Below are 7,713 nucleotides of genomic sequence, written 5' to 3'. Positions count from 1 at the left end.
ACGCTGAGCCCCTGCATGCCTGCCAACCGACCCGAGCGCTGGGCGCTCGATGCCGGCGACGGCGATGTCGCCGTGCTCACCATCCCGGCCGTGCTGCTGCAGCACCGCGTGTTCGAGATCGACGTGCGCTTCGTCGTGCGCAACCCGGCCCAAGATGCCCAAGCCTGGCACGCCCTCAGCGTGGAGCTGGACGGCAAACGCGAATGGTCCCGCCGCCTGCCCACCCACCCAGGCACCAGCACCGATTCGCTGGACTACCACTGCCGCCGCGAACTGCCCGCCGGCCAGGCCCTGCGCATCCGCGCCGTCACGCAGATCGGCCCCGGCACCCGCCGGCAGAAGCTGGTGATCGAGGCCGAAGAATCGGTGGATTGAAGCGGGTCTGCCGGCCCGGCAGCGCTCAGAAAAGCCCCGGCTGGTCCGGTGAAGCCGCTGCCCCGAGACCAGCACCTTCCAACTGCAGCAACTGCAGCTTCAGCGGCACGCCGCCGCTGGCCGAGAAACCGCCAGCCAGCCCGCCTGCGGCCAGGATGCGATGGCACGGCACGATGGGCGCAAACGGATTGCGGCCCAGCGCCTGACCCACCGCACGCGCCATGGCCGGCGGCTGATCCAGCAACCTGGCCATCTCGCCGTAGCTGCGCGTCTGCCCCGGCGGAATCTGCCTGGCGAGCTGCCACACCTGGACATGGAACGGCGCATGCCCGTCGAAGTTCAAGGCCACATCCGCCAGCGTGTCCCGGCTGCCTTCGGTCAGCACTGCCAGCCAGCGCCGGGCGACCACCGCCATGGCCGGCGGCAGCGTGTCGTGCCACGGCAGCTCCGGAAACTGGTGGCGCAGGCGGCGTGCCGTGTGCGCCGGGTCGGCTTCGGGCAGGCAGCAGCCCCGCAGCCGCCCGTCATCGCCCCAGCCCAGGCCACAGGCGCCGACGGGTGTGTCGAACAGGGCGGTGCCACCGGTCATGGAGGTGCTCATGGTGTGTTGCGCTGCGTGTCCACGGGCGAACATCATCGCTTGCATTGCGCTTGGAGCGTGCGCTATGAGATGTATGCCGGCGGACCATTCCGCGACGAAATTTCAAAAATGTCTGAGCTGCCTGCGCGGCAGTGAACGCGGATGCTTGTTCCCTCGCTGGGGAGGTCGAATTTCTGGGCTGCCTGCGCGGCAGTGAACACTCGGCCCACCTCGCCTGGGTCCAGTACTTCTTTCTGAGCTGCCTGCGCGGCAGTGAACGTTGACGAAGCGGAAGTTGCGCCCCCACATGATTTCTGAGCTGCCTACGCGGCAGTGAACGGGCCACCAGATCGGCACGCCGGCCAGCTCCATTTCTGAGCTGCCTACGCGGCAGTGAACGTCCACTGGGCCACGTCGAGAATGAACTCGATTTTCTGAGCTGCCTACGCGGCAGTGAACTTACGGCCGGTTCACGTCGCCGCGGGCCAGCAGTTTTCTGAGCAGCCTACGCGGCAGTGAACATGCCGCACGCGACGAGCTGGGCAACCGTGATTTTCTGAGCTGCCTGCGCGGCAGTGAACTCACTGCTTGCATGTGGCCTCCTACGCCATCTTTTCTGAGCTGCCTACGCGGCAGTGAACTCGCACCACGCGGCCTGGCCTGCCCTCTGTAGTTTCTGAGCTGCCTACGCGGCAGTGAACGGGGCAGGCGCCGCTGATCTGTGGGATCACCATTTCTGAGCTGCCTACGCGGCAGTGAACCTGGCCACGTCCTGGCGGTTGTCTTCCAGGAATTTCTGAGCTGCCTACGCGGCAGTGAACGCCGTGATCTGTTCGCGCAGCGTCGTCATGGCTTTCTGAGCTGCCTACGCGGCAGTGAACCGCGACATCAAGCTGCTTTATGGCCAGCAGCATTTCTGAGCTGCCTACGCGGCAGTGAACGCCCTCGCTGCCGCACCCGTAGCAGCGCCAGGTTTCTGAGCTGCCTACGCGGCAGTGAACCTACGCCAAGATCACCTACGCGGACAGTGAATTTTCTGAGCTGCCTACGCGGCAGTGAACGAGCGCCACGAGGCGCCGCCGCCGGCATTGGTTTTCTGAGCTGCCTACGCGGCAGTGAACGGTCTCCAACGCCTGCCGCAGCAGCGCGGTGTTTTCTGAGCTGCCTACGCGGCAGTGAACGCGGTTGCGCGGGATCAGCCACCAGCGGCGCATTTCTGAGCTGCCTACGCGGCAGTGAACTCATCTTGGCCTTCAGCTTGCCGGTCAGGATATTTCTGAGCTGCCTACGCGGCAGTGAACGGACGCCATAGCGCGGGAAATGGGCGTGCAGTTTTCTGAGCTGCCTACGCGGCAGTGAACGAACAATCCGGTTCATCATGGTGCTCCTGCATTTTCTGAGCTGCCTACGCGGCAGTGAACGCGGACAAGAGAAAGTCCTTCGCGCCGCCAATTTTCTGAGCTGCCTACGCGGCAGTGAACAGCGAATTCCTTGGGCGCCCAGCGGCTGGTCTTTTCTGAGCTGCCTACGCGGCAGTGAACCCAGCGCACATACTTGCCTTCCATCTCTGCATTTTCTGAGCTGCCTACGCGGCAGTGAACACTGAAGGCTGTCACCTCGGCGGTTTCGACCGTTTCTGAGCTGCCTACGCGGCAGTGAACCTGGGCGGCGTCGTCACTGGGCAGCGTGCCGATTTCTGAGCTGCCTACGCGGCAGTGAACCGCGATCAGCCGCGCCTTTAGGCGCTCGGTCTTTTCTGAGCTGCCTACGCGGCAGTGAACATCAGGTGCGCATTCGCGATCTCTTCTTCGATTTTCTGAGCTGCCTACGCGGCAGTGAACGCGAGCGCCGCTACGCCGCCAGCCGCTTTGATTTTCTGAGCTGCCTACGCGGCAGTGAACGTTGGGCAAGGTGGTCATGGCTTCTTCCCCCATTTCTGAGCTGCCTACGCGGCAGTGAACGAAATCACAGTCCGATACCAACCGAACGAAGATATTTCTGAGCTGCCTACGCGGCAGTGAACCGCGGCGCAAGGTGTCCCCGTCGAAACGCTCATTTCTGAGCTGCCTACGCGGCAGTGAACCCGTATGAAGCGCGTCGGGCTGATGAGGTGTTTTTCTGAGCTGCCTACGCGGCAGTGAACCAGCAGATCGGCCACATCCTGTCCAGCGTGCATTTCTGAGCTGCCTACGCGGCAGTGAACTGTTCCTCTGGGCGCTGCTGAGTTTGGTGCGCTTTCTGAGCTGCCTACGCGGCAGTGAACTCAGCTACTTCTGCGTCTGTCATCCACATAACTTTCTGAGCTGCCTACGCGGCAGTGAACCCGCGTGCCAGAGTTCGTGCACGTTGTCTTCTTTTCTGAGCTGCCTACGCGGCAGTGAACATGTCTTCGCCCGCGTACCCGCCTGGCTCGTTTTTCTGAGCTGCCTACGCGGCAGTGAACAACGACACGGTGTCCGATCCCGCCGTCATCGTTTTCTGAGCTGCCTACGCGGCAGTGAACCACATGACCATCCAATCAATCACGGCGCACATTTTCTGAGCTGCCTACGCGGCAGTGAACTGATCGAATCCGTGCCGGTGGTGGGCCGGTCTTTTCTGAGCTGCCTACGCGGCAGTGAACGCTGTAGACCGCTTCGGCCTGGGATTGAGTGATTTCTGAGCTGCCTACGCGGCAGTGAACGAGGTGGGTCGTGGGATGTGCCGTTGCCATCTTTTCTGAGCTGCCTACGCGGCAGTGAACCAATCGTGCGTGCTCATTGCGCTTGTCCGTTTTTTCTGAGCTGCCTACGCGGCAGTGAACGCTATAGACGGCTTCGGCTTGGGCGGGGGTGATTTCTGAGCTGCCTACGCGGCAGTGAACATGGTCTGTTGCTCTTGTTGGTCGCTGGTCATTTTCTGAGCTGCCTACGCGGCAGTGAACGGCAACGGTTGACTAGGCATGGACCAGCACGATTTCTGAGCTGCCTACGCGGCAGTGAACCTGGACTCTTCAAGTGACGCAAGGGGTAGATTTTTCTGAGCTGCCTACGCGGCAGTGAACGCGAAGGCGGACACGCTGAAGCCAAGGAAGGCTTTCTGAGCTGCCTACGCGGCAGTGAACGGTCGGCCCGCAGGAAATTGCCTTCCTGGCCATTTCTGAGCTGCCTACGCGGCAGTGAACTGCGTCGTTGGCGCCGCCGCTGAAGTTCGGCATTTCTGAGCTGCCTACGCGGCAGTGAACTAATCACACAGGACATCCTGGGCTTGCGTTATTTTCTGAGCTGCCTACGCGGCAGTGAACGAGTTTCACGGAGAGTTCCTTTGTTGACGTGATTTCTGAGCTGCCTACGCGGCAGTGAACACTCGGTGGTGCGAAGATCTTGTAATCTGTCATTTCTGAGCTGCCTACGCGGCAGTGAACCACGGCCTCACGCATCACTGCGCGTCGAAACTTTTCTGAGCTGCCTACGCGGCAGTGAACGCCTGTGCAGGCAGTTCGCCGGCGGGGTCGGTTTTCTGAGCTGCCTACGCGGCAGTGAACGGCAATAATTTGCTCGCGGTGGCGCTCGTAGTTTTCTGAGCTGCCTACGCGGCAGTGAACGCGCATCGGCGCAATCTCGGCGTTCACCACCTTTTCTGAGCTGCCTACGCGGCAGTGAACGAAGATGGTCGAGCGCCGCAAGGTCGAGCTGAATTTCTGAGCTGCCTACGCGGCAGTGAACTTGGTCAGCGGCGCGCAGCGCGTGCTCTTCATTTTCTGAGCTGCCTACGCGGCAGTGAACGTTGTACGCGGATTCGCTCGCGCGGCTTATTTTTTCTGAGCTGCCTACGCGGCAGTGAACGCCGCCCAGTGGCGCGTGTATGTGCCCGCACATTTCTGAGCTGCCTACGCGGCAGTGAACACCGCCGTGATGACGTTGCTTCCAACCGTCGTTTTCTGAGCTGCCTACGCGGCAGTGAACAGGAATAGCGTGCGGATCGGAGATGCGCTGCAGTTTCTGAGCTGCCTACGCGGCAGTGAACCCGACCAAGTGGTATTCGACGGCCGGCGTTTTTTTCTGAGCTGCCTACGCGGCAGTGAACCGGCCAGGGTGACAAAGTAGTGGCGCCGGGGTTTTCTGAGCTGCCTACGCGGCAGTGAACAGTAATCGATTCGACAACGTTTGACTGAGCAATTTCTGAGCTGCCTACGCGGCAGTGAACCGCTGCCTCAATGGCACGCATCGCATCCACTCTTTCTGAGCTGCCTACGCGGCAGTGAACCTCTGATGAGGACGTGTCGCCCGCCTTCTTTATTTCTGAGCTGCCTACGCGGCAGTGAACTCATCTTCGCCTGCTGCTCCCCCCTGGGGTGTTTTCTGAGCTGCCTACGCGGCAGTGAACAATGAGACGCATCAGTTGCGCATGCCTGACGTTTTCTGAGCTGCCTACGCGGCAGTGAACATGATTGAGTCCGTGCCGGTGGTGGGCCGGTCTTTTCTGAGCTGCCTACGCGGCAGTGAACTACGCGCGGTCGGGCGTAAGTGCTTGTCGCAACGTGCATTTTGGCCGAAACGGGCTAGCGACCCATTCTGCCGAGTTGCGACGCAAGCGCTTGAAGATCAAGCACTTGCGTTGGTCGCCAGAAAAAGGGTCAGAACCAGGGGACGGTGGCGGTGCTGCTCAGGCCGTAGCTGTTGAAGTCCCCGGCCTGCTCAGCGCCGGTGGATGGGCCCAGCCGCAGAAAGAGCTTGAACCGTTGCCCGGTGCTGGTGCTGGTCAGCGTCAGAAAGGGCAGCTTCAATGTTTCCGCGGCGCTGTCAGGCACCCGTTCAAGTGCCTGCTCTGCCGTGAGCTGGTGACGGCGCATCTGGCGCCGCCGCAGGCGCTCGGGGCTGCTCTTGGCCTGCACGCGGCGCAGGGTGCGCTGGGTTGCCTCAGGGGGCACGGCGACCAGGGTCCGCACGTCTGCATGGTCGTGCATGCCCTGCAGCCAGTCGTGTTCCATCAGCCGCGTTAGTTCGGTGGCGGGACCGATCAACCTCAGGGTGCCGCCCAGCGTGGCGGGGGCCTCCTGGTAGCCGGGAAAGCTCACGCCAATGTGCTGACTCTGGGTTTGCGCCAGCCAGCGGTGCAGCTTGGCAAAGAGCGCGGCCATGAGCTGGTGCGGCGCAAATTCCGGATCCGGCCGCAGATGGATGTCGATGTAGTGGTGCATGGCGTGCTCACTCAGTCCTTGCCTGCGTCGCCAAACACGCCGCCACGAATCAGCGTGGCCATCACGAAATGCTGTTGATCCAGTGCCGGCGCTTTGTCCTTGAGCAGCCAGCCGTCCAGCAGGTTGTAGAAGTCCAGCTTGTCGGTGGGTTTGCGGCAGGCCTTGCCCAGCGTGGTCACGGAGCCATAGGGCTCCACGGCGATGGGGCCCAGCTCGGCCACGTCCGGGTGCCAGGTGTCGATGGTGCGCACCGCATTGCCCAGCTTTTGCGAGTGGATGCCGGCCACGTTTTGCACGTGGTAAAGCGTCTTGCTCTTCTTGCTGCTGCCTTTGTCCAGGATCAGTTCCTGCGAAGGGTAGACCTCCTGTGCAGCGCCGATGCGGGCATAAGCCGTGACCTGCAGCAGCACATGGCTGGTGCCGGCCAAGCCCTGGGCGATGAGCGCGGCAAGGCCGCTCAGCGCCGATTCCGCAGCGGCGGGCGCGCTGAAGTCGCGGAGCGGCAGGTTGAGCGCGTCGAAGACCCAGGTCTGGGCAGCTTGGCCCTGCACCAGGTGGGCGATGTGTACTTCCACCTGCTCGGCACCCACGCGGTTGCGCCACAGGAAGCGCGCATTTGCCAGGTTGTGGGCATAGCGGCGCGCCAGCTCGGCAAAACCCTGACTGTCCGCATAGCCCTTCACCGTGGCCAGCAGCTTGGTTTGGTAGTCCGCGTTGTTGCAGGCGGAAGGCGTGCCCGTGCCGCCCAGCACGCGCAGCGTAAAGCTTGCCTTCAGCGTGTCTGCGCTGGCTGGCAGCGCGGCCACGTCCACGGTTTGCAGATTGGGGTTCTCGATGGCGGCGTCCAGCTTGGCCGGGTCCTGGTCTTTGGTCTTGAGGCGGTTGGAGATGGTGCCGCGCACCGACTTTTCATTGATCTTCACCGGGGTCCAGTCGGCGCTGGCCTGGCGCGTGTCCCAGGCGCCGGCAAAGAATTGCGCGTCAGAGGGGTCCAGCTTGCGCTCGAAGGCGAGCACGGAAGCGGTCTTGAGGGTGGTTTCCTTGGTTGCCATGATGTGTTCTCCCTGGATGTTCAGATGGGGGTGGCCGTCGGGGCCGGGGTGTCGATGAAGCAGCGGTACAGACCGTGTTCGCTGGGATGTTCGGGGTCGTGGTCGTGCCCGATCTGCCAGATCAGGTCGCCCAGGCGCTGCAGCCGGTGCGGGCTGATCCATTGGCCGATGGACCACACGGTTTCGACAAAGCGAAACGGCGTGGCCATGTCCCGTGCGCCAGCCACGCTGCCGGCCGCGTGCAGCGGCGAGAGGGCGGCAAAGCCCACGGGGATGGGCACGATCCAGCCGGGGCGGGGGTCGGTGATCCACTCCATTCGGTTGGAGGGCTCGCCGCCTTCCGCGCCTTCAGGGGTTGCGACGGGGCGGATGGTCCAGCGGGAGAGGTCCAGCCAGGCATCCAGCGTGCTGGCCTGGGCGTCGCGGGTGCGCAGCTCGGCCAGGCGCTGTTGCAGCAGGTCGTCTCGCGAGACCAGGGCGAAGCCCGGCATCAGGCGCCGCGCCAGGCGGCGGAACTGCTCGCGTTG

5 protein-coding genes and 1 CRISPR repeat array are annotated in these 7,713 nt (G+C 62.9%); of the genes, 1 reads left to right on the top strand and 4 read right to left on the bottom strand.

What is annotated here, in order from left to right:
* Positions 1-375 (top strand): hypothetical protein (locus tag FKP22_RS15135; RefSeq protein WP_211361418.1); only part of this gene is annotated, 375 nt, incomplete at its 5' end.
* Between the two features lie 25 nt (positions 376-400).
* Here the strand turns inward: FKP22_RS15135 and FKP22_RS15130 are convergent.
* The 4 genes from FKP22_RS15130 to FKP22_RS15115 form a co-directional block, all read right to left on the bottom strand.
* A complete protein-coding gene (locus tag FKP22_RS15130; protein ID WP_141288302.1) occupies positions 401-976 on the bottom strand; it encodes a methylated-DNA--[protein]-cysteine S-methyltransferase in 576 nt (191 codons plus the stop codon).
* Positions 977-1,085: 109 nt separating this feature from the next.
* A CRISPR array of direct repeats spans positions 1,086-5,441; the repeat unit is 28 nt; unit sequence TTTCTGAGCTGCCTACGCGGCAGTGAAC.
* Between the two features lie 129 nt (positions 5,442-5,570).
* Positions 5,571-6,134, bottom strand: coding sequence for a type I-F CRISPR-associated endoribonuclease Cas6/Csy4 (cas6f, locus tag FKP22_RS15125; protein ID WP_141288301.1), 564 nt, complete (start codon positions 6,132-6,134; stop codon positions 5,571-5,573).
* 11 nt (positions 6,135-6,145) lie between these two features.
* Positions 6,146-7,186 carry a type I-F CRISPR-associated protein Csy3 gene (csy3, locus tag FKP22_RS15120; RefSeq protein WP_141288300.1) on the bottom strand — a complete coding sequence of 347 codons (1,041 nt, stop codon included), beginning with the start codon at positions 7,184-7,186 and terminating at the stop codon, positions 6,146-6,148.
* 20 nt (positions 7,187-7,206) lie between these two features.
* The coding region (locus tag FKP22_RS15115) for a type I-F CRISPR-associated protein Csy2 (RefSeq protein ID WP_233446853.1) at positions 7,207-7,713 on the bottom strand (507 nt) is incomplete at its 5' end.

Origin of the sequence: Ideonella azotifigens, assembly GCF_006519715.1 — a bacterium.
GTDB classification, from domain to species: Bacteria; Pseudomonadota; Gammaproteobacteria; order Burkholderiales; family Burkholderiaceae_C; genus Ideonella; species Ideonella azotifigens.
Note: the sequence above shows the minus strand (reverse complement) of the source record. Positions and strands in the feature narration are given on the sequence as shown.